The organism is Pedobacter sp. GSP4, from assembly GCF_051857575.1.
In the GTDB taxonomy this organism is placed as follows: domain Bacteria; phylum Bacteroidota; class Bacteroidia; order Sphingobacteriales; family Sphingobacteriaceae; genus Pedobacter.
Genome location: NZ_JBPZIR010000003.1, coordinates 603,913 through 630,663 on the forward strand (window position 1 = coordinate 603,913; position 26,751 = coordinate 630,663).

The window sequence follows — 26,751 nt, forward strand, 5'->3', positions numbered from 1 at the left end:
GTTTTAGATTAAGTTGATAGTGGACTGAGAAATAATGCCGTATTAAAAAAATATTTTTCTCCTGTGGTTTTAATTAGCGCTCTTACACTAATATCCACCTTTTTTTTTATCTCTGTTATCCTACGTAATGGATATACATTTTCTACTTCGGTAATGCGCACTTCAACTGAGGTGCTATATATCCTAAATTCATAGTCGATAATGGATTTAAGCAGGGATTTGCGGAACTTTTCTTCCCAAATGCTTTCGCTAACGATGAGTTCAAAGTCGAGATCCCATATCTCACAGCCAAAATTAGGGTTAAACCTATGCTCTCCAAAACGGGTAAAAATAATCAGTTCTATGTGGTTGGAAATCGATTTTCCGAGGTCAGTAGACTGAAGATCAGTGCCTGAAAAAATGGAGTTAAATCTGAAGGGTTTATTTAAAAAATTTTCAGACATGTAGATTTGGCTTAAAGTTTGTTAAATGTAAAAGAAATAAAATCGTTTTTATAACCAAACAACAAATATTAAAAATTGTTATAGTACAATGTTAATTTGAAAAATTTTGTGTGATTTTGAGTGTGTTTGGTGTCAGATTAATTATTGCCATGTGAAACATTAAAGCTCTATGAAACCCGTTAACGCAATCGAAATCCGGAGTGCCTATACCAAGTTTATTTTAAACTTTGTATTCCTATCGCTCTTTTCTATTTTTTGTATTTACCTCTTTTTTGCAGCATCCGATTACGAGTATACCCTATTGGATAAGAAAGTTAAGGAAAGCGAAAAGCTTACTTATCTCCGTAAAGATATCAACACCAATTTCGACCTTATCCTGGTCCGTTTTAAAGAGCTTGCCCAGTATCGGGATTATAATGCCAACGAAATCAGCAAGCAGGGAATTCTCTTGGCCGATATCCAATCAGCCAATAACCGGATAAAAGATCTGGTATCCAAACAGGCCACTGCCACCCCAAGCTTTGAGCTGTACCGCAAACTGAATATTAACGTTGGGGCCATGGCCGATCTTCAGGATTCGCTCATCAAATCAAGGGGCGATATACAGCGCTATAAAGAGCAGATTAACGATTGCCAAAGGGTAAACCAGGCTGCAGCTAACAAAATCAGAAATGGCAGATACGGCCGATAAACCATAAACCATGATCAAATTAAGCATAAAAGAAAGACGCGAACAATTCTTGTTTTTTACGGCGCTGTTTGTTTTTACCGTTGGCCTTTTGAGTTTTGGCATTTTTTACAGCGGTAAATCACCGTACGAAATTTCTAAGGCCGACCTCGAGGTTAAAATCAGCGAAAACGAGGCATTCGAAAATATGGTAAAAGAAACAATGCCTACCGTTGATACCACTTTTAAACAGATTGCACGCTATAATCCGAATGTACAGGCTGTGTTTCTAAAAAACGACATCCAGCTTTCACTGGGTTCAATCAAAGCCGCTTTCGATCGCAAGGCTTCAGATTCCAGGTATAAAATCTTCGTTCAAACGGCCGAACTTTACGATAGGCTGTTTTATGATAGACAGGAACAAAACCGAAATATTACCGATATACAATTGCACGACAGGCAGTTAAACGACTGTATAACCAACAGGCGCCAGTTGCAGCAAACCATATCTGCCCGATAAATTACAACCTACAAAAAACGCTACCTATGTCAAACTCAAACACCAAGCAAGTTAATTCAAATTCGCAGGGCTATGTTATTCTTTACATCCTATTGGCTGTACTGCTTTTAACAGGCCTTATTTTCCTCTTCAAAAGTTCACTGTTCGAAAAGCGCGCAATTGATGCCCGGATCCTTAAGGATGAAATTTATTTAAACGAGGATTTAGTTTTTACCGATAACACCCCAAAGGCCAAGAAATGGCTATGGGAGTTTGGTAATGGAGAAAAAGCCACAACCAAAACAGGCTCTTATCATTATACAAAACCCGATACCTATATTGTGCGCCTAACCGTTGATGGCGAGCTGCGCCAGGAATTCCCGGTAACCGTACGTGATACCGTTCATACACCGGTTGTTGATAGTGTGTTAACCATAAGCGGCCCAACCGCAGGTTTGGTTAATGAAGAAATAAGATTGGAGGGCGATGGCGCCGGGAAAGATTTTGAATGGTCTTTCGGTGAAACCGGCCGGGTGGATGTTAAAGGGAAAACAGCCCTTTATACCTACCGTGCACCGGGCAAGTATATTGTGCGCCTAAGGTCGGATAAAATGCTCAAACCAGCTTATTTAACTGTTCTGATTACCGATCCTAATGCCGAAATAGTAGAAGACCTGGTTGCACCGGGCGACGGCGAGCGCAAAACCATCGATGATATCAGGGCCAGGTTGCAGGCCATTGCCAATGGTGCCGATTTTAACTCCAACTATTATTACCTCATTAACAAATACATGTGCAATAACGAAAAAGTAACGGTTAATGTAGAAATGAATGGCAAGAAAAAACAGACCGATATTTATTCTTATTGCATGGGGTTAACCTTTGGGGGCGAAATAGCCGTAGATGAAGCCCAGCTCACCATCAAGCCTAATTCTACCTGCGCCAGTTTATTAAACATTAAACAGCATTCGGCCACCGCCCAACCAGCGGCAACAACAGCTGCCGAAGCACCTGCAAAAACCAAATAGATTAACCGCTTAACCTAATTTTAAAGCTCATCTACAAAAACTATGAAAAAATATTATGCCTTAACCATCCTATGTTTAGGAATATCGTTCGCATATGCACAATCGCCAGCATCGTTTGGCAAAAAAGTTAAATATATGCCGAAAACTTACGAAAGGCCTGCCGAAAGTATAAACATCAACGAAAGTACCAGCAGCAGCAGTTTGCCTTGGATTGTATTTTCTGATCGCGAAGATAACTATACCACTACAGCTCCGGGCGGAAGCCTGATTATGAAAAAAATAGGTTTTATGGAACCCTTTTATGTTTCTAAAGAAGAAAATGGCTATCTCAAACTGATTAAATATAAAGCAGGGATGATCCGTGGGCGCAAAATCAGCGATAAGAAAAGTGCCATTAGTTATGGTTGGATTGCCAAATCCAAGCTATTGTTATGGCAACGTGCATTTACCAACCAAAAAACAGGCTATGCAGAAAAAGCCATTGGTATAGTTAACGGGAAAAATGCCTTAACCGAGCCTAGGTTTTATTTCGACACCACCGATTCTATTCTGGTATACAGCACCCCTGAACTAAAAGACAGGCGTACCAAGGTTAGGCTGCACGAAATTGCCTATATCTATAAAAAATCGGAAGATGGAAAAAAATACCTTATCGGTTCAGATGATCAGTTGGTTGCCGATACTGCCCTAAAAAGTATTTATGGTTGGGTTTCGGCCGAAGCGGTGCACAGTTGGGGCGACCGCCTATATATTACTTCGGTTAAGCCCGGAAATTATGATAACGACGATTCTACGGCAACAGCCATTAAAAATGGAATAAACAAAGGAAATGCATTTGTGGTCGATCCCCTTTTACCACAGGAGAACATTATACTGAGAAGCGTACCCGTTGTTTCTGACGATGCAAATGCCTTTTCGGTAGGGGTTGCAACCGATGTTTACAATAAAAAAGACAACAAAATATTAACCATTAATGGGTCTGCCCTTTCGTATCAGGATTATGTGAAACTGCGTAAAAATAAAAACAAGGTAAATGTTGTTTTTGTGGTGGATGGCGGAAGCCCTATGACCAAGTATTTCTCTGGCATGACGAATACCATCGCTTCCTTTGAAAATATAATGGGCGATTTTGGCAAAGGTACCAAAGTAAATTATGGAGGTATAGTGTACCGTGGTGTAAATGGCTGCCCCTTGCAGGGTATCGTGGTAAGCCCCATTCAGGATGATTACCGCCAGTTGATGACATTCTTATCTAACCAGGCCAAAAACACAACAAAATGTAATGGGGAGGTTTCGGAAGAACCGGTTTTTGGGGCCATCAAAGCAGGGGTAAACCTATTTAAAAACAAAAAAAATGAAACCAATCTGATTATACTTGTGGGAAGCACAGGTAATGTTGGCGGCACCAATAATTATCTTATTAACGAACTGAGCGAGCAGGTTGCCCTTGCCGATGCACGGATTTTGGCCCTTCAGGTATACAGCGACTTTAATCCATCTTTTAACGATTTTGTGATCCAATCGCGGAAGCTTGTGTCCGAATCGGCTATCAGATCGGCCGAATACAGAAAAAATACCATGGTTAAAGGAGAGGGATTAAAAAGCTTTCAACCGTACAACACCAGCTTGCAGGATTCGATTTCGTATTACCTCGATTATCCTAAAAATAGTTTGATCCAGGGTGGCGTGGTCTTCCCTACAAAGGGTTCGGTAAATTCAAACCAGAGCATTACCATTGCTTTACGCCGTTTTGTAAAAGAAACAAGTTTGGATATTTCCAATCAGATCAGTTCTTTAGATAGCGCATTCCGCCTAACCGGCATATCACGTAAAAACCTGTCTTCAGAGGTGGAAGGTTTATTGGTTGATCCAGTGGGCCCAGATGTGGCAGACCGCATGCCGCACAATGCCTTTAAATATTACACTACGGCAAATCTATCGCCCGATGCTGTTAAAAACAACCGCTCCAGTTTGCAGTATGCCATTGTACTAAATAATATGGAGTACAAGCAGATTGTAGATATTTTTGCCATTATGCTCGGCCAAAACCTTCAGGCCGATCAATCATCTTTTAGGAGCAAGCTGGTTAAAAACTATGTAAAAATGCCCAAACAGTTGCTGGGCATGCCAATCTCATCAGGAGATATAAAGACAATGACGCTGGGCAATTACATTAAACTGGTAACAGGTTTACCTTTAAATAACGAGTTTCTTGCCCAGTACACTGTTGGCGATTTAAAAAGAACTTCAAAAATGCCTTTAGAGCAATTTGAAAACTACATCAAATTACTAAGCCAATCAGTACAGCAGATTAAACGGGCAACACAAATTGAGCAGCAGTTTATCTCGAACGGCAAAATATACTACTACATCACCGAAAATAATTTTAACCAGGCAGTTCTGCCAAAAACCAATTAGGTACTATGGCAATTACAAATTTAAGCGAATCGGTAAAAACTGCACTGCATATTGCACAGTCTTTAGCAAAAGAGTACCGGAATGAAGTTTTTTCTGCTGCACATCTGCTAAAGGGCTTAATGCATAAAGATGTTGGTTTGCGGGCTTTCATAACTTCAATCAGCAAAGATGAAGAATACCTCAGCGAATGGGCAGAAGTGCGGATTGATGAACAACCAAAATCAGCAGGCTTCAGCGATAGTGTAGGCGGTGCACCAGAAATTGCTGTAATTTTTGAAGAAGCCGATAATGTGCGCATTAAACTTGGCCTCGATCTGATTACCCCTGTTTGTGTGTTAACGGCCCTGGCAAAACCCGGTGTCGGCTTTCAGCCCGATCAGTTAAAATCGTTCCCGATAAAAGAACGCGAAATATTGGATCTCTACGTAAAAGATGAAGAGATTTCGAAAGTTGTTTCTCCTGATAAAACAGCCACAGGTACCGAAAGTAAAAGTACTGGCAACGCACTGTATAAGTATTGCATTGATAGGTTACAGCTGGTACGCGATGGTAAAACCGACCCCATTATCGGCCGCGATAAAGAAACCCGAATGATGATGGAAATCCTTTGCCGCCGTACCAAACCAAATGTAATTTTAACAGGCGATGCAGGCGTGGGCAAAACAGCCCTGGTTGATGGTTTTGCCATTGATATTGTAAACCAGAACGTACCCGAAAGCTTAAAGCCTGTTCAGCTTTTTGAGCTGGATCTGGGCGCATTGATTGCAGGTGCATCTTACAAAGGAGAAATAGAAGACCGTTTAAAAAATATCATCAAAGAAATTAAACAGTTTCAAAAAGCAGTGTTGTTTATTGATGAGATCCACACCTTATTGGATAGCAAGGGCCCTTTGGGTGCAGGGATTGGCAATTTGCTAAAGCCAGAACTGGCGAGGGGAGAAATAACCGTAATTGGAGCCACAACTATTGATGAGTACCGTAAAATTATAGAACCAGAGCAGGCTTTTAGCAGGCGTTTTGAAGTGCTGCAGGTAAACGAACCCAATGAGGAAAGTACAATTAAAATGCTGCAGAAACTGGCTGTAAAATACGAAGAACACCATAACCTTAGCATTGAGCCCGATGCTTTAGGCGAATGCGTGCGTTTGGCCAAACGCTATATGAAAGATAGGCGGCTGCCCGATTCTGCATTCGACCTGCTCGATAGGACAATGGCCGCCATGAAAATGATGAACGATACCTCCGATCAGGTAATCGGAAGTTTGGAAACAGATTTAGAAGTTTTAAATACAGGTACAAACGAATTGGAAGCCGAGAAATTTGCCGATTACAAATGGCTTTTTTCTCTGTTACAGAATAAGCTGAGCCCGGTTTTACTGGGCCGTTTAACCGATGAAACACAGACCGATACTTTCGAAAGTGCCGATGAATATCGGGAATATATTACCAGCAGCTTAGCAGAGCTAAAAAAATATGCCGCCGAAAAGAGCGACCGCATTACTAAACATGATATTGCATCTATCGTGGCCTACAAAACCGGTATCCCAATGGGTAAACTGCAGGCTGGCGAAAAAGAAAAACTGCTTAATATGGAGCAGTATCTTAAAAAACGTGTGGTTGGGCAGGATCAGGCTTTAAAAGCTGTTTCCGATGCCATACTGGAATCGCGGAGCGGATTAAATAAAAAAGGACAGCCCATCGGATCGTTCTTTTTACTTGGGCCAACCGGTACAGGTAAAACCGAGCTGGCGAAATCGATCGCAGAATTTTTGTTTAACGATGAAAAAGCAATGATCCGCTTCGATATGTCTGAATTTAAAGAAGAACATAGTGCGGCTTTGCTTTATGGGGCGCCTCCGGGTTATGTTGGTTACGAAGAAGGTGGTTTACTGGTCAACAAAATCAGGCAGCAGCCTTATTCGGTACTGCTTTTTGATGAAATAGAAAAAGCACACCCTTCGGTTTTCGATACCTTTTTACAGATTTTGGATGAAGGCCACATGCACGACCGCCTGGGGAAAGAAGGCGATTTTAGCAATTCGTTGATTCTTTTTACCTCAAACATTGGCAGCGAATGGATTGCAGAGCAGATTGGTAAAGGTGTAATTCCTGCTTCAAATCAATTAATGGAAGTGATGGCCGGCCATTTCCGCCCCGAGTTTTTAGCCCGGATCTCAGAAATTGTGCCTTTCGCCCCGATTAACGAAAGCAATGTGGTGCGGATTTTCGAAATACAGCTTAACAGTTTGGTGCAATCGCTTAACAAACTGGGCATCGAATTTGAAATTACGGATGAAGCCAAGAAAATGATTGCCTTAGATGGCTTTACACCAAAATATGGCGCGCGGCAGTTGGCTGCGGTAATCAGAAATCTTTTGCGCAGGCCGATTTCTAAATACATTATCAGCGGCGAATTAAAAAAAGGCTCGAAAATTACAGCAAGCAGGCAAGAGGGAGATGATAAGCTGGCCTGGACTATACTTCAGCCAGAAGTGGCAACATTGGAACAAAAATTGAGTTAAAACGTTAAGTACTATATTATTGTAAAAATTTAATTGTAAACCTAAATCTACATACTATGTTTAATTATGAAATTGGTGGGAATGAGCGGAAGATCGATACCTCAGAAGCTTTCGCAGAAATTGCCCACAACAAAACGCTTTTTGTACAGAAACTTACCGATAACGATCCCATTAAGCCAGAAAAAGTAGAAGGCCTAAAAACGGTTAAGGAAGTATTTGAACATTACAAACCAAATGTTAAGGTAGCTTTCGAAAAACAAGATGGTTCTACCGTTGGCGAAACATTAAATTTTACCGATCTGGGCGATTTTGGTGTGAAAAATATCATCAACCAAAGCAACTATTTAACCAATGTAAATATCGAGCGGGAAATGTCGCTGAATGTAATCAAACAGTTAAAATCAAATAAAACCTTAAAAGCTACACTTGATGATGAAGAAACTAAGGCCGCTTTTATTAGCGCTTTAAAAAACTTTGTTGATGAACTGGAGCAAAATAAATAATCTAAACGCTGAAAAACATGTCAAATCCTCAAGAATCAAATACCGAACAAAATACCGTTCAAGCTGGGTTTAAAACAGCTGAGAGCAGGGCCGTTGAAAAAACACCGCTAAAAGATAATTTAGAAAAGCTGGCCAGGGTTGGCGGCTTCGATCTTTTGGAAGCCACAGTTGATGGACTTCAGAATTTAAACCCTGAAAGAAAAGCCCGTAAACAGATCTTTTTAACCGGTGATGAAAAGAAAAAAGAACGCGAAGAACTGAAAAAGAAAATCCAGCTTTGGATCGATGTACTCGAATCATCCAGCTCGGTTGCCGACATGGTAGAAAAAAGCACCGAAAAGCTAAACGCGGCCGAAGAAAACCTAAATAAAAATATTGGCACAGCGTTAGAAAGCACCAGAGAATTGGAGCAGGCATACCGCTCAGTACATTTGTTTTATAAAAATACGGAGTCTGATAAACTTAAAAACGTAGTACTGTTAAATGCCTCGATGGATCAGATCAAAGATTTGGATAATCCACGCTTTATCGATTACGTAGATGATGAACTGAAACAGAACTACGACCGTTTAGATCTCCGTAAAAACTATTCTCTAATGGTTGTGCCAGGTTATATGGGCTCAAATAAAGTGTTAGAAAGATGGGGCAAGATCGCGCACAACAACAAAGCCATGCTGGTAACTGATTTTGCCGATTTAGACCAACCAGATGACGTATTGGATTTATTTACAGCTGCAAACTTTACCGGTGGAGATGCATTTAGATCGAACGTAATCATGACCTGTAACTGGTTGGTAGGTCGCGGTAAAGTAGCCGAAGTAGGCGAAGAAGACGATTTAACAGTGCCTGGTTCGGCAGCGCTTGCGGGCAAAATGTACTACACCCTAATGTCGCAGGTTACCGCAGGTAAAAAACACGGCGCCATTAACGAGGTGGATGGTGTAAAATTCGACCTGAAAAAAAGCGAAATATCCCATTTAGAACGGGTAGGCTTGGTTCCAATGGTAAATGAATACGGTAAAGTAATGGCTTTTTCGGCCAAAACATTATTTAACGGCGATAATATCGGCTTGCAAACCTATTCGGTAGTGCGTGTATTCGATTACATTACCAAAGTGCTGTTCGATTTCTTAAACAGAAGGGCATTCGAAAACTGGACCTCTAAAACAGAACAGGATCTGCGCGGGCAGATTGTTAAATTTTTGGATGGGATACAGGGAGCCGATCGCTTAATAGAAAGGTTTAAGATTATGCGTTTTGAAAGAGATGAACTTCAAAAAGACAGAATCCACCTGGATATCCACATCACGCCGTATTTTCCGGCAAAAAGTTTTGTTGTAAAACTCGATGGCCATAAAGGCGAAGACGAAAATACCACGTGGAATACCGAATACAACCAGCAGTAGTTTTTTGATCGCTGAAAATAAAAACCCAACCCCAGCGTTGGGTTTTTTTATGGCATATGCATTACACTTAACAAATTCTTTATAATTTTGTAATGCATCGGCCAGATCAGATTAATCAAAAAAAATGAAGCAAGTACTTATCCTGAATGGGGATATTGAAAAAAACGCATCTACAAATTTCCTGATTAACGCTTATAAACAAGGTGCAGAAAGTGCGGGCGCAACTGTGCGCGAGCTGGCCATTATCGATCTTATATTCAACTCGAACAAGCTTTTTAACAACAGGCAAATAGCCGAATTGGAGCCCGATTTACAAAAAGCCCTAACCGCTATCCGCCAATGCAACCACCTTGTGCTTTTTTGCCCGGTGTATGTAGATCATATCCCCGCTAAGATTAAAGGCTTTTTCGACCGGCTTTTTATGCCCGATCAGATTTTTAATACCCAGCAGCAAAATGTAAACAACAACTTTAGCGGCCGCTCGGCGCGTATTGTATCTATTTTGGATGAAGCAACTTTTAAGGAATGGAAAGCAAATAAAAAAACTACCTACCTATCCATTAAAAAAGTGGTTTTCGAAAAATGCAGAATGAGTCCTGTTTTAACCAATACCATGGGCGAGTTGCACTCGCTGGAGAATCATTATAGTCAGAAATGGTTGGCCAAAATGGAAAAATTCGGATCTCAATTGATTTAGTACAACACCATGTTATTTGCGGGCTTTCTAGGCTAAGTTACAGTACTTTATTGTCCTAAAACACTACACTTTGGGGAAAATAACTACACTCTTGTATGTTATATTTATCTTGCTTTGTATGTGTATCACTCAGAATATCTGATAACTTTTCCACATCTTATCCACAATAAATTATCCGTTTACTAAGGCCTTAGGTGTGTTTTGGTTAATTTCCCATAATTTTAAAATCTGTTTAGTCATTCTGTATGAGTGATATAGAACGTAATTGGCCTGATATTTGGTTTGTGGTTTGTGTAGCGGAGGCTACATAAAATCAAATTTTTTAACCTTTAAATTTTAAAACTATGGCTTTCAAAGCTAGATTAAATTTTTCAGGCAAGGAGTACGATGTGCTTCATTGTGCCTATGCGTTAAACCGTGATGTAGATGCTAAGGGAAGACCCTCTTCCGGAGTTTACGGCGGTACCATCGACATTGAGATCGAATCTACCGAAGACACCTCAATAATCGAGGCGATGGTAAACAACCAGTACAAACCTATTACGGGAACACTTCTGATCAAAAAAACAGAAGAAGATGCCAAAATGAAAGAAGTTAACTTCGAAGATGGCTACATTGTTAAATATTCTGAAGGGATCAACATTGTAGGCGACCATCCGATGACGCTGAAATTCCAGATTTCTGCGCGCAAGCTTAAATTGGGCAACGCCGAGCACCTTAACGATTGGCCAAAAGCTTAAGAAAGATTGAGGCTAGGAAGATTGAAGGTGTAAGGTTTAAAATGCCAAACACTTCGCTCTACGCTTAGCGCTCTGCAAACTTATTTCATTTTTAAAAACATTAAAACTTACTACAATGGCATTCAAAACCCGTTTAAATTTAGGATCAAAAGAATTTGATGTACTTCAGTGCAGCTTTTCATTAAATAGAGATGTAGATGCAAAAGGCCGTCCATCATCAGGTGTTTACGGCGGTACCATCAATATCGAAATCGAATCAACCGAAGATACGTCGGTAATCGAATCAATGGTTAACAACCAATATAAACCACTTTCAGGAACCATCGTTTTCAAAAAAGGCGAAGAAGATGCAAAAATGAAAGAACTCTCTTTCGAAGACGGTTATATTATCCAGTACAATGAAGGTATTGCGGTAAACGATAATACCCCAATGACTTTAAGTTTTGTGGTATCGGCACGTAAGCTTAAGCTGGGCAATGCCGAACACGAAAACGATTGGCCTAAGGCATAATTAGGGACTATAACCAATTTAAGGTGCTCTGGTTGCAGGGCACCTTAAATCATTGTTGGCATCATCAATTTATGTAATAACTAAATTAATCCGCTTAGCAGTTATTAATGTTTCAACCTAGCTATATCATAAATTAATGCTCACTATGTCTAACCATCTCAAAACTATTGCTGTAAAAAACAATTACTGTTCAGATAAAAATATTTGGTTCGGCATCCAACACTCCATTTACATCGGCAAAAGTAGGTTAGAGAAATAAATCCATTTCCAATACCACATAAGTATTCCTGTTTTTGGCTAAAGATGAATTGTTGTGACCAAGATTAAATTACTATGGAAAAGAAACTCATTGCAGAAATCGATATAGAGGGAAAAGAAATTACGCATTTTGCATCTTTTAGCCTACAGCAAGCATTTAACGAACACCATTATTTCGAACTGCGGTTTAACCACGATCAAATGGGCGCACCAGGATTGATCAGCCTGGACGATAGCCGCGATTTTGTAGGTAAAACTTTAACTGCTTCTTTTGGCCATTCGGCAGCAGGTATGCAGAATTTTGTAGGACTGGTTTCGAAAGTTGAACTCTCTCAAAGCCACGGTTATCACGGTGTGTTAATTGTAAGTGGTTATAGCCCAACTATTTTAATAGACCGTGGACCTGATTTGGGTTCCTATTTAGATAAAGACCTCAATGAAATTGTAAAACTGGCCACCAAAGATACACCTGCAAATGATTTAAAGGTAGTGGCCAATGCGTCAAGAACAACGCCAATCGATTACATTATACAGTACAGGGAAAGCGATTTTGCTTTTTTAAACAGGCTTTCGGCCGAATACCACGAGTGGTTTTTTTACGATGGAAAGCAGCTAAATTTCGGTAAACCCGATACACAAAAAGATATTTCCCTATTTTATGGCAGAGATGTGCAGGAAATGCAATATGCCATGGAAATTGCCCCAATAAAGAACAAGCGCTTTTCCTATAATCCGAAGCAGGATGAAATGCTGTTGAGCGAGAGCACAGGTAAGGTAGAGGGCACGCCTGATTTATCGCATGCAGTTAACGCATCGAACCTTACTTTTAGCAAAACCTTTAATCAACCTTCGCTAATCCGTGTAGATAACGGCGACGATATTAAAAACCTGGTCGAAAATGAAGAAAAAGCAAATACCAGTGAGCTTTTAAAGGTAACGGCCCGGGGCGATAATGCCGGATTAGGGATAGGCAGTATTGCCGAAATTACCATGAGCCTACGCAAGGAGCTGGCTTTTACTTCAGAAAGTTTAGGCAAATTTTTAATTACCAGCATCAAGCATTATATCGATGAGAATGGTAAATACCACAATACCTTTGAAGGAAAAATAGCCACTACCGAACGTATTTTGGTAAAAAATTTCCAAAAGCCACAGCCTGATATGCAGTTGGCAGATGTGATCGATAATAACGACCCGCAGGGGCAGGGCCGTATCAAAGTAAAATTTAAATGGGAATGTTTAACCAATGATGTTACCGAATGGTTACGCGTGGTTACACCAAGTGCCGGCATTGGAGATAGAGGAAACAACCGCGGCTATTTTGCTATCCCTGAAATCGATGATCAGGTAATGATTGCCTTTGAAGAAGGAAACATTGCACGGCCTGTGGTGATGGGAAGCGTGTACCACAGTGCCAGCGTAGACAGTAGTCCGCTAATAAAAAACCACCTCAAGAGTATCATTACCAGAAGTGGCCATTTGGTAGAATTTGATGATGATGCAAACAGCCAGGGTATAAAAATTACCGATATACATAATAATATCATCCATATTGATACTAAAGGCAATAATATTACCATTACTGCACTAGAAAATATGAGCTTAAACTGCAAAAACATGCAAATTAATGTGCAGGAGAATATGGATGTGCAGGTTGGTAAAGATCAAAGTATAAGCGTAGGAGATAATCAAAGTACTTCTGTTAATAAGGACATTTCGATGATTGCGGGAAACAATTATTCGCTAAGTGCTACAGGTGATATTCAGGAAAACTCTGATAACCGTACAGAATCTGTAGCTAAAGACTTCATGAGACAGGCTACAACCTCAAATGAACTGGCCAGTGAGATTACCTTATTTAGTCAGAAAGAAAATATGACTTTGCAAAGTGGTAAAACCGTTGAAGTAAACAGTGCCGAGAAATCAAAATTGTTTTAATTATGGCCATTAAAAAACAATGTACCAATATGAGCATCTATGTAAGAACGGATTATAAGCTCATTGTTGGAAATAATATTCAAAAAATAGCCGATCATATTAATGTTGAAGCAAGACTTAAGAATCTTTTTCTTGTTAGCAATAAAAAAGTGGTTGGTCAAGGTGGTAAATCGAGTTAGTTATGGCAAATGTTCAGTTTGGCAGTTATGCCCCTTCAAAAGAACCTAAAGATGATGTACAGTATGTTTATTATACAAGGGAAGGCGAATATCTTGGTGGAATAGCAGGCAGTGCAAAAATTTTTATCACTACAAAAGAGAAATACGATCAGGCAGTTGCAGCAAAAAACTGGGAAACTGTAAATGATGAATCGCAGTTAGTGAAATATGATGGTAAGGCGTTGATTCATGCGGATTTCAGATACATTGCTTATATCATTAGTCACGAATCTGGTAATGCAGACATTAAAGAGCTAAGGTGCGTGGCATTTACGAGCCACAACCGGTCTGTTTCAACAAAGAAAACCTGGCGTGGACTTTTAGCTTCCGGATACTCTTCAGTGCCTGGTAAAAAAGAACTTCCCGATAAAAATGATGAAAAATCCAAACTGGCGAGATATGCTGTGCTTGATGTTTGCTTTGGAGTGAAAGACATTACAGACGGAGCCGAATTCTGGGATGGAACTGACTTTCTTGCCTGGGGAAATTCTGAAACAAATCCATACAATAAGTTAGGGCAGAACAAATTTGACGAATATAAATTCGTGGAGATTCCAAAAAATATATATGATGAGTTTGTGGCTGCAAACGGTACATCTGCCAGATATAAAGATAAGGGCAATCACGATGATAAGACAGATAAAGGTACACATGAGCACCTTACGAAGAAAGTTAAAAAACCCGTAAAGGGGCCAGATGGCAAACAATTGAAAGGAGCAGATGGAAAACCCTTGTTTGAACAAGTTGATGTGCCTGATAGAATTAAATATGCAGTTCCATCTGCGGATTTTGGAGATCAGCAGTACTGGACCAGTGGAAACTTTTATTATGAAACAGGTGTAAAAACCACAAATGGCATTTCGGCCACCATCACAGCAGGAAAAAGTATTTTTTGGAAAATAACACCAACCCGTTTAACGGCATCAACAACAAAGTAAGCATGATTAAAATAATCAATATATTGATTCTGAACTTTCTTTTTATGGGCTGCACGGTAGCACAACAGGAAAAAAAGGCTTCAAATATTTACAACGGTATTTTGTTAACCCGGTACGTAGCATCTAAATCCACGCAAGAGAAGGAACGCGATACCAGTAAAATTTTGTATATACATAGCACTTTGGGCGACAGTTTATTTGTGTATAAAGTGGCTGATGGAGTTATGTCTGAAGCTACCGCATATAGCCTAACCGAAACAAATAAGGGGCTTAACCTTCATGTAAAATCAGTATTAAGTAATTCAGATGTTAATGAAGGATTACAGATCATATTTCAGGATTCAGATCATAGCTTGCTGATTAATCAAACCGATCATTATGTACTTTATCCTAATTTTTATGCTTCACTGAAGCAACAGGTAAAGGTTAAACATTCCATTCTAAGTTTGTTCGATTTTCTGGATGATTATCTTGAGGATTATGCCATTATAGATGTTTATCCACTATTACTTTCCTCAAATCAGGGTAGGTGGGGAAAAAATATTCAGCATTCAAAGATTACGACACTAAGAAGTCAATCCGAAGTGAAAGATACCTGGGATTTTAAATATCAATATAACAGTTCGGGCAAAATCGAGTCGATTAAAGCAGCTTCGGCTGATGAAGTACATTTCAGTAAAAAGATTAGCTATTTAAATCCAGCTGCGATTGAGATGACAACTTATCGCAACAATGAAGATCGTCAGATCACATCGCGAAAAGCAATCTATAGCCCTACAAAATCTATCCAGCTAAAGTGGAATGATAATGTTGAAGAAACGGGTAAGAATTTAGAAACAGAGATTTCCATAACCATCACTAAAAAAAACCTCGGTAAAGTGAAGTCAATACGCATGACACAGGCAGAAGTATTAAAATTGGTTAAGCAAGTGAAATAGCCTGTTATTGAAAAGAAACAGAATGTTGGAATTAATTATACATTAAGGTGGACATTGCAAATAAAAAAATTTACTATCCGGGCCTAAATGCGCTTCGTTTGGAATGGCCAACTGAACAGTCTGTTAACTATGGTGTAGTGATTAATTTTGAAGGAGAACAGGAAAATAATGAGGTTAAATATCAATTGCGTTTAACCCGATTAAAACCTGTTGTTGAAGGTCAGGCACTGTTCCAGATTGAGCGGATAGGTGATGTTTTTATTAATGAAACTTTACCGGATTTTATAGCTGATCGTTTGGCTTATGCTGCAGGAAAAGTATTCTATCCTTTGGTAATTTCTGTAGACCATAATGGAGGTTTTGAATCTATTTACAACCATAGGGAAATATTGAGCCGATGGCCCTCCGTAAAAAATAAAATCTTGGATAATTTTGAAGGCGACCTCGTAGAAGATTACCTGCTGAAAATGGAACAGCAGCTTTCTAGTCTTGATAGAATACAGATCGCATTTTTGAATCATGACTGGTTTCTTCATACTTTTTTCCGCCCAATTTATAAGGAATACGGAAAGCAACATTCAGTTGAAAACATATATAAATTTCCGATCGTTCGAGATTTTAGAATTGAGGGATATCAAACCATTGAAAAATTAAGTACAGATACCAACGATTTCGGCGGAATCGAATTGTTACATGAAGGTACCATTCTACCTGTTGAGGATGAGTATTTTACTTACAATGTTGCGGGCAGTTACGAAGGACATTATCTTTTACATCCAAAGAGTAAACGTATTGTTTCGCTTTTTTCGTCCATAATGTATAAAGATGCAGTTAAAACAAGTGTAAATGTCAAAATTTCAATAATTCCGGATGGGGATCAAGATTTTGATCACGATTTTATTTTAGATACCAATGTTGATCGTTTGCCTGTTTCGGATATGGTGCTTCTTGATGGTTCATCAAGAAAAGGATTTTGGGAGCGGTTATTTAATAAATAAAGATATGGCAGAAAAACACATTGTTGTTCAAGGTGCGCAATGCATGTGCAAGTTTGGATCAGCACCTGATAAACTAAAGGTACTTACTCATGCTAAAGAATATGCAAACGATAAAGATGGAAGCAAAAAGCCTATAGCAACTACGGTTGATATTAATGCAACTTTTGAAAAAAACATGTTTGGTTCATGCTCAAAGATGAACAACAGGCCATGTAATGCAATTGTAACCAAGTGGTCGGGGTTTTATGAAGAAACCATACTTTCTAACGGAGGTAAGATTTTGCTTGAAGACAGCAAGGCAACTTGTCCTGTTGGCGGTACAGATTGCATTGAAATCATTCAGCACGGCCAAAAAGCAGAAGCCTCAAAACAGAACTTCGATAACGCAAATAAAAATGTACAGTCACAGTTGAATCCATTGTCAGAATCTTTAGATCAATCCGCAAATGATTTTGAAGGCATGGAGGTAAGTGTTAAATCATAAAATATGGCGAAGGGAATTAAAAAAATTGTCTGGGCAGGAGAGGGTAAGGTATATAATTCAAAAAAAGGCTCTGTAGCCAACCAGTTATTGGTTGTTGAACCAAGTCAGTTTGTATGGTTTAAAGTAGGCGAATGGTTGCCAGGAACTACCGAGCAGGATAAGAAGAAAGAGATAAAATGGGCTGTTTTTAACAACAAAGGATTTATAGACTTTCAAAGAACATTGCCTGGTAACGCTAGGTATGCTTTGAAAATACCAAGAAGATTATCCGGGCCCTATTTATTTTATATCGAAGCATCATGGAGTGGAAATTTTGATGGGAAATCAGGTATCAAAATCAGAGGAGAAGCGCCAGCCAGAATTGTAGATAGTAAGTGGAGCCGCGCTGAGGGCGGAGAAGACGTACGCAAAACCTATCAGTTTTCTTATGGAGAACTGATTTGGCTTAAATTTAATACCGAAGGCTTAAATGGTTATAACAATGTTGAGGTTAGGGTGTTCCGGAAATTGCGGTCGGCATATGGATTACTGCCAAAAGAAGACGAGGTTACCCGGAAAATCTATTTCGTTAATGTAATTAATGGCGAAATTAACCTGAAAATCCCGAATACATTTGCCTGGTATCAATCGATGAAAGACAGATCGGATGTGGAAGAATTTTATGTCCGCGTCGTCCATCCAACAACGGGTGTGTATGTTCAGGATGAAAAGGGAGATACTGCACATGCGAGGTTTTTAAGAATCAAAGATAAGGTCGTTTCTCAGGTAGTAGAGAAGCCACAGAATAGAACACCTGTTACCATCTATGAGCCGGATAAAAATGCAAAAAGATTTGAACTGTGTAAGTTTGAACAGATTAATGTTACCGAAGCTGGCGCTAAACCTGTTCTTGTGTTTGATAATGGGAAGGGTGTTAGGAATATCAGGGATAAGCGGGAAAAAACGCTAATATCTATCGTTTTTAAATTCGATAGTACTGAACTTTTACCCGAAAGCCTTAAACAACTTAACAACATTTTGCAGTTTTTACTCGAACACAGGTATAGTACCATCCAGCTTGATGGTTTTGCCTGCGTAATCGGGAAACAAAACCATAATAATGTCTTGTCAGAAAATAGGGCAAAAACAGTTAGAGAGTTTTTTATTAAAGGAAAGTTAGATCCTAACCGAATTAAAGCAGTAGGACATGGCGAAGTTAACCCCACTGATGATAAAATGGGTCGGGATAATATCAAATACAAAAATGAATATGAATATACGAGTAATAGGCGGGTAGATATTGCATTCGAATATTACGGACATAATGCAGAAACCATTAACTATCAAACAATATTGGGTAGTACACCCAAAAACATTACTATTGAACCTTTAAAATTTGATACCAAGGCTTGTTTTGAAAGAAAAAAACATGATAAAACTGTTACAGTAATAAATATTGATTTAAAGGCAGAAGAAGAGAATAAAATTATAATACCGGCAATATCATCCATAGGCAAGTTTAATATTATGCCCTTGCAGTATATATGGCCTTTGTACAATATAATAGAGACACGATCATATAGCTCTGCTAATGATTATTATGTACATATCCATTCCTGCAGATATTTTTCGGTAGAAAATAATCCTACTCTTTTAGTTAAGGTTTATCCTGATATTAAATGGACGCTAACATTTTTTATCAACCTCACCAATGACTTAAGTGTTAAATGGCAAAATCAACCTGCTGCAAAACATAAAGAATTGCAGAGTAAGGCAGGTAAAGTCGGTGCTGAAAGAAGATGGAAACAAAAGGATGCGTCTTTTGGATTTAGCCTTAAAGGTGAATGGGATAAAAGTAACAATAATAGTTATCAAAGAAGTAAAGAACTGAAAGCAGAATACGAAACTAAATTTAAAAAGCTTTTTGATCTTTTTGCGTCCGTAGGTGCGATGTCAGATGGAATAACAAATAAAACGAAAGGGCAGGTCAGAAATATAGGCTTTAAAGGAATACCCATGACTTTCGCTGTTAAGCCCCCTAATTTAAATCTCAAAGGCGAATGGAATTTGGAAAAAATAACAGAAACAGATAAAATAGGAACCAAAGTAGATATTTCCTTCAATGCTGAACCATTAATTGGTTTAGAGATGACTATAGATCTTCTTTGTACTGCAGTAGGATTGGTTGCTGGAGCAGTTAGCGGAGGAACCGCAGCTCCTGGAGCTGTAAGACTTTATGGATTTATCAAAGATAAAATAAATACAGGCATAGAATTTGGTAATGATGATTTTGGTGCTAAAGTAACCGCTGATGTTTATATTGATCTTGTTATTTCGAGTATAATCAAAACTAATATTGGTTTTTCTTTCAATACGGCAAGCGATAAAAGTGACGAAGATAGTAAATTAGAAGTAACAAATACACTTAAAGTTGAGTTAAAGGCAGGTATTTGGGCTAAGGCGGAAGCTAATTTAGTAATTGTTAAAGTTGAAGGATATTTTGAAATGAGCGGAAAAGGGTATGCTTCTGTCACATTTGGTCATGGGGTGAAATATGATAAGATGGGTCTGAATTATCGGCCGCAATTGGGATTTGATGGATTGAATGCTGAATACGTTATTAAGGGAAAAGTAGGAATGTCAGCAAAGAAGAAAAGCCCAAAAGACGGAAATAAAAAACCTGGAGAACTGAAAGGCAGTAGCGAAGATGAAGGAATCATTGCAGAAGGGAAATATAATGAAGTGATCCCTAAATTTGATGTAATCAAAAGTTTGGAGGAACTTTTTGGAATCAGTGCCAATATTCCATTAATTAAAAATTAATCATATGAAAAAGATAGTTGTAATATTTCTGTATTTTATAATGTGCCTATCATGTCGATCGCAAGAAAAAATCGATCTTGAAAAAATCAATTTTGCAAAAAATTACAAAGAAATTCTAAATAATACCAAGTTTCAAACAGAGGCTCGAGAAATTGTTAGTACGCTTCCTTTAGCATATACTAAAGACATTAAACAATATAAATTTGGAACTATTTCTTTTGTAAATAGCAAAGAAACATCTCTAAAAAGGTCCACTGTTGGGGTGCTAATTAATAATACCATAAAACGTCTTACAATAGGTATTAAAATAGAGATAGAAGACACATCTATCAGTAATGAACTTTTAATTTATTTAAAGGCGAAATATAAGGATCCGAAGGTGCTTTCGAAAGTTCCTCAAAAAAACAGTGAAGGAAAAGTACTTGGAAATGCAGCTTACTGTTGGATCTTCAAAGATAAAACGTTTGTGCTTGTTCAGTATTATGAATACACGAATAATAAGCCAAATACTTCTTCTATTTTTTATGCGATAGACAATCTGGCAACAACTTCAGATGGACAAAAAAAGGTTGCTCCTCTTATAATTAAAACATTTACTCCCTAGCGTATTTTAATTAATATAATGTCAACTAACAATATATGAAACAGCCATATTACATGATCGATTTTAGTGCATCGGCATGCTTGTTTGAAATTAGAGTAAATGATTACCCGGTTATACACATGAACGTTGAAGGTCAGGTTGCCAGTAATATCCCTATCAATTTTGCGATATTAAAAAGCGGTACTCAGTCAATATCTCTTACCATTTTACCAAATCCAGGAGATCTAGAGTTACATCCTAAATCAGAAGTGAAATTCGATATAAAACTTTTCAATTGCTCCAATGACTTTGTTTTTAATCAACAGTTTGGGGATTACAAGTCAGAATTAGTAGGAGAGAATAAAATACCCCTGTTAAAATACGTAAATTCTTTTAAAGCTGAAGTTCCTTATCAATTAGAAGCATGGCAAAAGGGAAAAGATCTTAAGCATATTAATCATTGCAGAGAAAAACTTGAATTAGCTTATCAGCAAGTGGCAAGAATCATTAGGGATGGCCGATTTGATGATTATAATAAATTGATATCAAAAAGAGAAGAAAATATGGCTGTTTCTATGTATCTATCAAAGGGAGAATCGAGTGCGAGATTCGCCGAGCTTATTGCCGATTTTAAATCTGGATTTCACATTTCACCGATTCCAAAAGATTCTTTAATGTTTCTATGTGCAGATAACAAAGTAGCTTTTTTAAAGAAAGTGAATGGAGAATCTGCGTTATATTTGGAGAATAGTGAAACGCAGGAAGAATTAATGTTAGATATTTCATTCTACATCCCAGAAGGAAGTGAAGAATTTGAAGTGATCTAAGTGTGAAAACAACATTAAATATATTATTGGCTTTTGCTTTTTTAAGTTGTACCTCTCAAACTGCAATTCATGAAAAAAAATTGATTGGCAAGTGGGTAGGTGATTTGATAGATTATAAAATAAAAGCCAATTTGGGTAAAATGTATTTAGAATTTAGCACAGATGGTAATTTCTTACAAACCTCAGTTAATGGAAAAGAGCAGGTGACCTCAAAAATGACCTATAGAATTACTAAAGATAAAATTTTTTATAAAGGGAAAGCTACAGGCAATGAAGAATTCGATTTGAGCTATCATTTTAAGGGTGATACCTTAATCTTAACAGCCGAAGGTAATAGCGTACCTTATCTAAGAATTAAATAAAAGATTAAAATCAACTGAAAATTTTTGATCGTGAATAATGGAAAAAACAGGTAATGGGTATTTGGAAAACGAATTATAAATAAAAGGATCTGCTAAATTCAAGGTAATTGATAAAGATGATACTTTAAATGTATTCGGGTCACATCATTTTGATAATAAAAACAACAAGAGTTCGGCAATTAAATAACTCTACGTAGATAAATCCAATTCAAGATTTTCAGCTAAACCTTATCCTTTAAGAGCAGTTTAATTACATTCTTTAAAGCCGGATTCCGGTTAGATTCTTTCCAGATCATGTAAAGTTCTGTCCGCTGTGGAATGTGCGTAAGCTCTACAAACTTTACGTTTTCCTGGTAACCATATTGCAGGGCGGTTGGTACAATCGCAATACCCAATCCTTCTTCAACCAGTTTATAAATGGTGAGGGCATTAACCGATTTGTGGTAGGTTTTGGGCTTAAAACCATGATCCTCGCAAATGCTCATCATCAGGTCGTAGTAAAATGGACTGTCATCGCTCGAGAAAAAGATAAAAGGCTCATCACCCAGTTTTTTTACCTCTTCAAAGCTTGCTTTTTTCATCGGGTGGCTTTTTGGCAAAACCAACGAAAAAGTGTCCTGGTGGATCATGTATTTGGAAATGCCAGGTTTAAACTGCTGTATCCTTACAAAGCCCATGTCCAGCATATCTTTTTCCATTAATTCAATCTGTAATTTATTGGGCATTTCATCCAGATTGGTTCTGATCTCCGGGAAATCCTTGTTCAGTTTAAAAATAACCTCTGGTACAATTTTCTGTGCAGCCGAACCTAAAAAACCAATCCGGAGTTCGCCTTGCTTGCCCTCATTAATATTGGTTATCTGTTTTTTAATGTTCTCGATGTGGCTAAACAAAAAATCAACCTCATCTTTAAGGTATAGCCCAGCTTCAGTAAGCTGTACTTTTTTCTTGGTACGATCGAACAGAGGTGCGTTAAAAATTTCTTCCATCTGTTTAATCTGCCTGCTAAGACCAGGCTGGGAGATAAAAAGACGGTCTGCAGCTTTTCTAAACTTCAGCTCCTCGGCCAAAACCTGAAAATATTTTAAATGCCTAAGCTCTATTTGATAACCCATGGTTATTACATAATGATGTAATTGGTATTTATAGGTATCAAATATAGGGCTTATTTTTGTTTAAAACCTTTTCCAACATGAGCGAGCAACAGATTTTTAATTACGGAACAGACCATTTAACCGCCAACTTGGCTTTAGCCATCAGCAATGGGCAAGTTAAGGGAGTTTTAAGTGATGATACACGATATAAAATACTGGAAAGTAGTGCGGTAGTAGCGCGTATTGCCGTTTCGGGTAAAGCTGTTTACGGCATCAATACCGGCTTTGGTCCCTTGTGTACAGAGATGATTTCGGCAGTTGATACGCGCAAACTACAGGAAAATATCCTGAAAAGCCATGCTGTTGGTGTTGGTGAGCCGATAGATGCCGAAATTTCTAGATTGATGCTGGTGTTAAAGCTGCAGGCTTTGGCGCAGGGTTATTCGGGCATTAGGCTAGAAACGCTCGATAGGATGATCTGGTTTTTAGAGATCGGCGCTACGCCAGTGGTCCCAAAACAGGGCTCAGTTGGTGCTTCGGGCGATCTTGCCCCTTTATCGCACCTGTTTTTACCCCTAATCGGTTTGGGTAAGGTGCATTATAAAGGCGAAATTATTGCTACTCAACAGCTTTTAGCGGCACATCAGGTCCTTCCCTTGCAGTTAGGTCCAAAAGAAGGATTAGCCCTAATAAACGGTACCCAGTTTATTGCCGCGCATGCAGTTAAAGTTGTGCAACGACTGGAGAATGTATTGGCATCGGCCGATATTATTGCCGCCATGATGATCGAAGGCCTAAAAGGATCTGAAAAACCTTTTCATGCACAACTACATCAGCTAAGGCCATATCCGGCAAATATTGCAGTTGCAGAGCAGGTGCGTAAACTTTTGCAGGGATCTGAAATCATGAAATCGCACGCCGATTGTGCCAAAGTACAGGACCCATATTCGTTAAGGTGCGTTCCGCAGGTGCATGGTGCTTCCCGTACGGCCTGGTTGCATTTAAAGGAAGCTTTAGAAATCGAACTCAATTCGGTAACGGATAATCCGGTAATATTTAGTGATGATTTAACGATCAGTGGTGGCAATTTCCACGGACAGCCACTGGCCTTGCCACTCGATTATGCCTGTTTGGCGGCTTCAGAAATTGGAAATATCAGCGATAGGCGGATTTACCTTTCGTTGGAAGGAAACACACCTGGTGTACCAAAACTGCTGATGAAAGAAACCGGATTAAATTCGGGCTTTATGATTGTACAATATACGTCTGCAGCATTGGCGAGTGAAAATAAAGGACTTTGCTTTCCGGCCAGTGCCGATAGTATTCCAACCTCGCTTGGCCAGGAAGATCATGTAAGTATGGGCTCGATAAGCGGCCGTAAGGCTTTGCAGGTGATAGAAAACGTAGAAAAAATTCTAGGTATTGAACTGTTCTGTGCTGCACAGGCTATTGATTACCATCATCCATTAAAACCTGGTAAGATTTTGGCATCGGTACACCATTTTGTACGTACCGAAATTGACCATTTTGAAGAGGATCAGATTATGTACGACAGAATGGAAAATGCAATCCAGATGGTACAGCAGGGAAAAATTGTTGAAGCTGCGCTTGCAGCTGAAAAACTAATACACTAGAAACTGATGGACATGAATTTTAAGGCAGAGATATTAGCGGGTATTCCTTCAGGCTTGCCGGCTGCAAAAACAAGAAATACACAATTGAGCCATGCTCCGGTAAGAAAGGCGGTTTTAAACACTGCAGAAAAAAAACTGAGTATAAAAAATGCCCTGCGCTACTTTCCTAAAGCATGGCATGTAGCACTTGCTCAGGAATTTTTGAACGAGCTTGAAAATTACGGACACATTTATATGTACCGTTTTATGCCCAGTTATGCTATTTATGCGAGGCCTATAAATGAATATCCTTGTCAAAGTATACATGCTGCGGCCATTATGCTCATGATCCATAATAACCTCGATCCGGCAATAGCACAGCACCCCGAAGAGCTGATTACCTACGGCGGGAACGGCAGTGTTTTTCAAAACTGGGCCCAATACCTGCTCACCATGCAGTACTTGGCTGTAATGACCGATAAGCAAACACTCAATATTTACAGCGGTCATCCACAAGGATTGTTCCCTTCGGCTACTGCCGCACCACGTGTTGTGGTAAGCAATGGCATGATGGTGCCCAATTATTCGGGGCCTTCTGATCTCGAAAAGTTTAATGCGCTAGGGGTAACCCAATATGGGCAGATGACCGCTGGCTCGTACATGTACATTGGGCCGCAGGGCATTGTTCATGGTACCGCTATTACCTTAATGAATGCTTTCCGTAAAAAAGGTTTTTTTGGAAAAGATACTGCCGGAAAAATTTTTCTCACGGCAGGTTTGGGCGGAATGAGCGGTGCGCAAACCAAGGCCGGCAACATTGTGGGCTGTATTACGGTTTGTGCAGAGGTAAATCCAAAGGCGGCCATAAAAAGACATGAGCAAGGTTGGGTGGATGAATTGATCGATAATTTGGATGCACTGGTGCAAAGGGTAGCCTTGGCACAAAATAAAAAAGAAACCGTATCGCTGGCTTATATCGGCAATGTAGTAGATGTTTGGGAACGTTTTGATAAAGAAAATGTAGTGGTTGCCATTGGCTCTGACCAAACTTCGCTGCACAACCCATATTCAGGAGGTTATTACCCTACGGGTTTGAACTTTGAAGAGGCAAATGAAATGATGGCCAGTTTGGCCGATAAATTTAAAACTTATGTTCAGGATTCGCTAAAAAGGCAAGCGGACAGCATTAACAGGCATACAGCAAAAGGCACTTACTTTTTTGATTATGGAAATGCATTTTTATTAGAATGCAGTAGGGCTGGGGCAGATGTAATGAACGCTGATGGCGAAACCTTTAAATATCCATCGTATGTAGAAGATATTTTAGGTCCAATGTGTTTTGATTACGGTTTTGGGCCATTTAGATGGGTTTGTGCTTCGGGAAATGAGCAAGATCTGGATTTGACCGATCAAATTGCCAAAGAAGTGATGGAAGAAATTAAGGTTGAAGCCCCTTCAGAAATACAGCAACAGTTACAGGATAATATCAACTGGATTGCCGCGGCTAAAGCGAATAGGCTTGTGGTAGGCTCAAAAGCTCGCATTTTATACGCAGATGCTGAAGGACGCGCTAAAATCGCACTGCGTTTTAATCAGGCCATAAAAGCAGGCCGCTTATCTGCTCCCGTAATTTTAGGGCGCGATCATCACGATGTGAGTGGAACCGATTCGCCATTTAGAGAAACCAGCAATATTTATGATGGAAGCCGATTTACAGCCGATATGGCGATACATAATGTAATTGGCGATAGTTTTAGGGGCGCAACCTGGGTGTCGATCCACAATGGTGGTGGTGTAGGCTGGGGCGAAGTGATAAACGGTGGTTTTGGGATGGTGCTGGATGGAACGGAGCAGGCCGAAGAAAAATTACAGAACATGCTTTTTTTCGATGTAAACAACGGCATTGCCAGGAGGAGCTGGGCCCGAAACAAAGAAGCCCGTTTTGCCATTGAACGTGAAATGGAGCGGACTAAAACCTTAAAAATTACGCTTCCTAATTTGGTTGATGATGCCGTGCTGGATGGGTTGGGGATAGGTTAGGTTAAAAGATTCTTCACCACGTTCAGAATGACAACTATGATTTTTCGCTAGAAATTCTGTTTAAGAGAAAAAGATTCTTCGTTTACTCAGAATGACAAATTTTAAAATGGGCGTCATTCTTGGGTATGCGGGAATGTAAATGCAATACGCTTTAAGATTATCTTCCATTAGCAATCTTAGGCCCCCATCCGATAGCTATCGAATGTCTGCGGCAAAAAAGAAAT

General features: G+C 39.1%; 24 protein-coding genes. 22 read left to right on the forward strand and 2 right to left on the reverse strand.

Translation table 11 applies throughout. The annotated features are described in order from the left end of the window. Nucleotides 1-8 precede the first annotated feature (8 nt). Complete coding sequence (locus tag ACS5PU_RS09810) at nt 9-443, reverse strand: GPW/gp25 family protein (protein ID WP_439459105.1); 435 nt, start codon at nt 441-443, stop codon at nt 9-11. Nucleotides 444-612: 169 nt separating this feature from the next. Between ACS5PU_RS09810 and ACS5PU_RS09815 the strand changes: the two genes are divergently transcribed. The 20 genes from ACS5PU_RS09815 (at nt 613) to ACS5PU_RS09910 (ending at nt 21,780) form a co-directional block, all read left to right on the forward strand. Next, nucleotides 613-1,134: a hypothetical protein gene (locus ACS5PU_RS09815; RefSeq protein ID WP_439459106.1), complete on the forward strand. Its 522-nt coding sequence runs from the start codon at nt 613-615 to the stop codon at nt 1,132-1,134. A 10-nt stretch (nt 1,135-1,144) separates the two neighbouring features. Beyond that, complete coding sequence (locus ACS5PU_RS09820; RefSeq protein ID WP_439459107.1) at nt 1,145-1,630, forward strand: type VI secretion system transmembrane protein TssO; 486 nt, start codon at nt 1,145-1,147, stop codon at nt 1,628-1,630. A gap of 26 nt (nt 1,631-1,656) precedes the next feature. Further along, nucleotides 1,657-2,637, forward strand: coding sequence for a PKD domain-containing protein (locus ACS5PU_RS09825; RefSeq protein ID WP_439459108.1), 981 nt, complete (start codon nt 1,657-1,659; stop codon nt 2,635-2,637). Nucleotides 2,638-2,679: 42 nt separating this feature from the next. Continuing rightward, nucleotides 2,680-5,055 carry a type VI secretion system protein TssR domain-containing protein gene (gene tssR / locus ACS5PU_RS09830; protein WP_439459109.1) on the forward strand — a complete coding sequence of 792 codons (2,376 nt, stop codon included), beginning with the start codon at nt 2,680-2,682 and terminating at the stop codon, nt 5,053-5,055. Nucleotides 5,056-5,060: 5 nt separating this feature from the next. Further along, nucleotides 5,061-7,577, forward strand: a complete 2,517-nt coding sequence (locus ACS5PU_RS09835; protein ID WP_439459110.1) for an ATP-dependent Clp protease ATP-binding subunit — start codon at nt 5,061-5,063, stop codon at nt 7,575-7,577. A gap of 56 nt (nt 7,578-7,633) precedes the next feature. Next, nucleotides 7,634-8,080: a hypothetical protein gene (locus tag ACS5PU_RS09840; protein WP_439459111.1), complete on the forward strand. Its 447-nt coding sequence runs from the start codon at nt 7,634-7,636 to the stop codon at nt 8,078-8,080. A 17-nt stretch (nt 8,081-8,097) separates the two neighbouring features. Beyond that, nucleotides 8,098-9,486, forward strand: a complete 1,389-nt coding sequence (locus ACS5PU_RS09845; RefSeq protein WP_439459112.1) for a DUF5458 family protein — start codon at nt 8,098-8,100, stop codon at nt 9,484-9,486. Nucleotides 9,487-9,610: 124 nt separating this feature from the next. Beyond that, on the forward strand, nt 9,611-10,183 hold the full coding sequence (locus ACS5PU_RS09850; protein WP_439459113.1) for an NAD(P)H-dependent oxidoreductase: 573 nt from the start codon (nt 9,611-9,613) through the stop codon (nt 10,181-10,183). A 344-nt stretch (nt 10,184-10,527) separates the two neighbouring features. Continuing rightward, a complete protein-coding gene (tssD, locus tag ACS5PU_RS09855; protein WP_025141859.1) occupies nt 10,528-10,923 on the forward strand; it encodes a type VI secretion system tube protein TssD in 396 nt (131 codons plus the stop codon). Between the two features lie 115 nt (nt 10,924-11,038). Beyond that, on the forward strand, nt 11,039-11,434 hold the full coding sequence (gene tssD, locus ACS5PU_RS09860; RefSeq protein ID WP_439459114.1) for a type VI secretion system tube protein TssD: 396 nt from the start codon (nt 11,039-11,041) through the stop codon (nt 11,432-11,434). Between the two features lie 333 nt (nt 11,435-11,767). After that, nucleotides 11,768-13,630 (forward strand): type VI secretion system Vgr family protein, encoded by a 1,863-nt coding sequence (locus ACS5PU_RS09865; protein WP_439459115.1) that lies wholly within the window; start codon nt 11,768-11,770, stop codon nt 13,628-13,630. Between the two features lie 2 nt (nt 13,631-13,632). Next, a complete protein-coding gene (locus ACS5PU_RS09870; RefSeq protein ID WP_439459116.1) occupies nt 13,633-13,809 on the forward strand; it encodes a hypothetical protein in 177 nt (58 codons plus the stop codon). A 2-nt stretch (nt 13,810-13,811) separates the two neighbouring features. Next, entirely contained in the window at nt 13,812-14,786 is a 975-nt protein-coding gene (locus tag ACS5PU_RS09875) for a hypothetical protein (RefSeq protein ID WP_439459117.1), read from the forward strand. After that, complete coding sequence (locus tag ACS5PU_RS09880) at nt 14,741-15,724, forward strand: hypothetical protein (RefSeq protein WP_439459118.1); 984 nt, start codon at nt 14,741-14,743, stop codon at nt 15,722-15,724. Before ACS5PU_RS09875 ends, ACS5PU_RS09880 begins: the two co-directional genes overlap by 46 nt. A 47-nt stretch (nt 15,725-15,771) precedes the next feature. Then, on the forward strand, nt 15,772-16,722 hold the full coding sequence (locus tag ACS5PU_RS09885; RefSeq protein WP_439459119.1) for a hypothetical protein: 951 nt from the start codon (nt 15,772-15,774) through the stop codon (nt 16,720-16,722). Between the two features lie 4 nt (nt 16,723-16,726). After that, nucleotides 16,727-17,206: a DUF4280 domain-containing protein gene (locus ACS5PU_RS09890; protein ID WP_439459120.1), complete on the forward strand. Its 480-nt coding sequence runs from the start codon at nt 16,727-16,729 to the stop codon at nt 17,204-17,206. Between the two features lie 3 nt (nt 17,207-17,209). Beyond that, nucleotides 17,210-20,008, forward strand: a complete 2,799-nt coding sequence (locus tag ACS5PU_RS09895; RefSeq protein WP_439459121.1) for an OmpA family protein — start codon at nt 17,210-17,212, stop codon at nt 20,006-20,008. A 4-nt stretch (nt 20,009-20,012) separates the two neighbouring features. Continuing rightward, nucleotides 20,013-20,612, forward strand: coding sequence for a hypothetical protein (locus tag ACS5PU_RS09900; protein ID WP_439459122.1), 600 nt, complete (start codon nt 20,013-20,015; stop codon nt 20,610-20,612). Between the two features lie 119 nt (nt 20,613-20,731). Next, complete coding sequence (locus ACS5PU_RS09905) at nt 20,732-21,418, forward strand: hypothetical protein (protein WP_439459123.1); 687 nt, start codon at nt 20,732-20,734, stop codon at nt 21,416-21,418. A 2-nt stretch (nt 21,419-21,420) separates the two neighbouring features. Beyond that, entirely contained in the window at nt 21,421-21,780 is a 360-nt protein-coding gene (locus ACS5PU_RS09910; RefSeq protein WP_439459124.1) for a hypothetical protein, read from the forward strand. Between the two features lie 221 nt (nt 21,781-22,001). On the opposite strand, the gene ACS5PU_RS09915 is transcribed toward ACS5PU_RS09910, so the two are convergent. After that, nucleotides 22,002-22,895, reverse strand: a complete 894-nt coding sequence (locus ACS5PU_RS09915) for a LysR family transcriptional regulator (RefSeq protein ID WP_439459125.1) — start codon at nt 22,893-22,895, stop codon at nt 22,002-22,004. 77 nt (nt 22,896-22,972) lie between these two features. On the opposite strand from ACS5PU_RS09915, the gene hutH reads away from it, so the two are divergent. After that, on the forward strand, nt 22,973-24,508 hold the full coding sequence (gene hutH / locus ACS5PU_RS09920) for a histidine ammonia-lyase (protein WP_439459126.1): 1,536 nt from the start codon (nt 22,973-22,975) through the stop codon (nt 24,506-24,508). A 12-nt stretch (nt 24,509-24,520) separates the two neighbouring features. Beyond that, nucleotides 24,521-26,527: a urocanate hydratase gene (locus tag ACS5PU_RS09925; RefSeq protein ID WP_439459127.1), complete on the forward strand. Its 2,007-nt coding sequence runs from the start codon at nt 24,521-24,523 to the stop codon at nt 26,525-26,527. The last annotated feature ends 224 nt before the right edge of the window (nt 26,528-26,751 follow it).